Annotated in this window: 2 protein-coding genes; one reads left to right on the plus strand and one right to left on the minus strand. The window is 27.3% G+C overall.

From position 1 onward, the window contains the following. Positions 1-152: 152 nt before the first annotated feature. Positions 153-491, minus strand: a complete 339-nt coding sequence (locus tag CDG56_RS16650) for a hypothetical protein (RefSeq protein WP_032073153.1) — start codon at positions 489-491, stop codon at positions 153-155. A gap of 58 nt (positions 492-549) precedes the next feature. Between CDG56_RS16650 and CDG56_RS16655 the strand changes: the two genes are divergently transcribed. Beyond that, positions 550-1320 carry a hypothetical protein gene (locus CDG56_RS16655; protein WP_032073134.1) on the plus strand — a complete coding sequence of 257 codons (771 nt, stop codon included), beginning with the start codon at positions 550-552 and terminating at the stop codon, positions 1318-1320. The last annotated feature ends 115 nt before the right edge of the window (positions 1321-1435 follow it).

Raw genomic sequence — 1435 nt, forward strand, 5'->3', positions numbered from 1 at the left:
AATCAACAGGGTTTTCGGTCTCTAAGTACTTTTTAAAGGGAACATCATCGACTCAAATCTCTATTTGCAACAGTGCCAATTATAACGCATTACGTATAAGGTGTATTATGTTAATTTTAGAAAATCTTTCTAATCAGAAATTTAGTTTTCTATTAAGTTCTATAGTGCGGATCTAAGCGTAATACTGTATTCACATCATATTCAGCATCAAAAAAATCACAAATTTTTGATACCTTACCTTTAATTAATAATTTCTTATCTAGATAGATGATCAATTTATTTTTATTTTTATCGAATATTACTCTTCCCCGAGGTACATCGTCATATTCAATTTCCCTTAGCTCAGAAAATTTATTTCGTAATTCATCCCAATAAGATACATGGTTGTAGGCACTATCAATCATACCTAAAGAATCTGAGCTATTAATATCAAACTCATGAGAAATACCAAGAACTTGATTTTTATAAAACCAAAATATACCTATTTTCAATGTTATTCTCCTAAGTTTTCATATATAACTTAAAAAAAATTAAGCAAGTAAACATACTATGATTGAATACTCAGAAAATTTAAATAAATTAAAAAATAACCTTATTACACATAAGGATTATCACCCTCTTTTACAAAAAATCAGCTTACCTTTCATTCCAGATTTTTTAGATAGTTCTTTTGACCAATCCAAAAATAAAGTAGTAATTGTTGGCCAAGAAACTTCTGGATGGGGGAAATTGAAATTAGATAGCTTTATATTAGGAAATTTAAGTACAAATGAATTAATTTCTGAAAGTAAAATTAGATACCGTAATCTTTATGAAAAGCCACCTGTGAGATCACAATTCTTAAAATTCTTAGGTAAAGTCAAAGAAAAAAATAATAACGAGTATATACAATGGTTAAACTTCTACTTCTTTGATTATAATAAAAAATCTTTTAACTTATTGAATTCAAAAAATAAAAGTATAGATTTGTATGAGCATCTTAAAGATATATCAATAGAAAACTTAGTAAATCAACTTGATAGATTAGAACCTAAAAATATTTTTTTCTTAGGTGCATATCATGGAAATTGGGAACAGTTGAAACTCAATTATGTTAATGACGAAGATATTCTTAACTTCAAAGAATCTATAGAAGGATTTAGCGTAAGATTCTGGAATAAAAAGACTTTAGTAATTCGACTCCCTCATCCTGCTTCTCGTGTTCCAAATAAAGGAAAAATTCAACAACAAGCTTTAACTTACTTTGATATTTTTAATAATCAAGCGGAGCAAAATCCTGAAAAATTTAAAGAATTGATAAGAGATAAATTACTTAACTAAAATATATTTAACATAATGGGCGTTATACGAAATGCACATGTTAGAAACCATTTAAAGTGTCTGTATTCTCACCAATAAAAATGTCTGGTTTATGATGGTTTTCACCATCATGGAC

This window comes from Acinetobacter sp. WCHA39, assembly GCF_002165385.1.
Lineage (GTDB): Bacteria > Pseudomonadota > Gammaproteobacteria > Pseudomonadales > Moraxellaceae > Acinetobacter.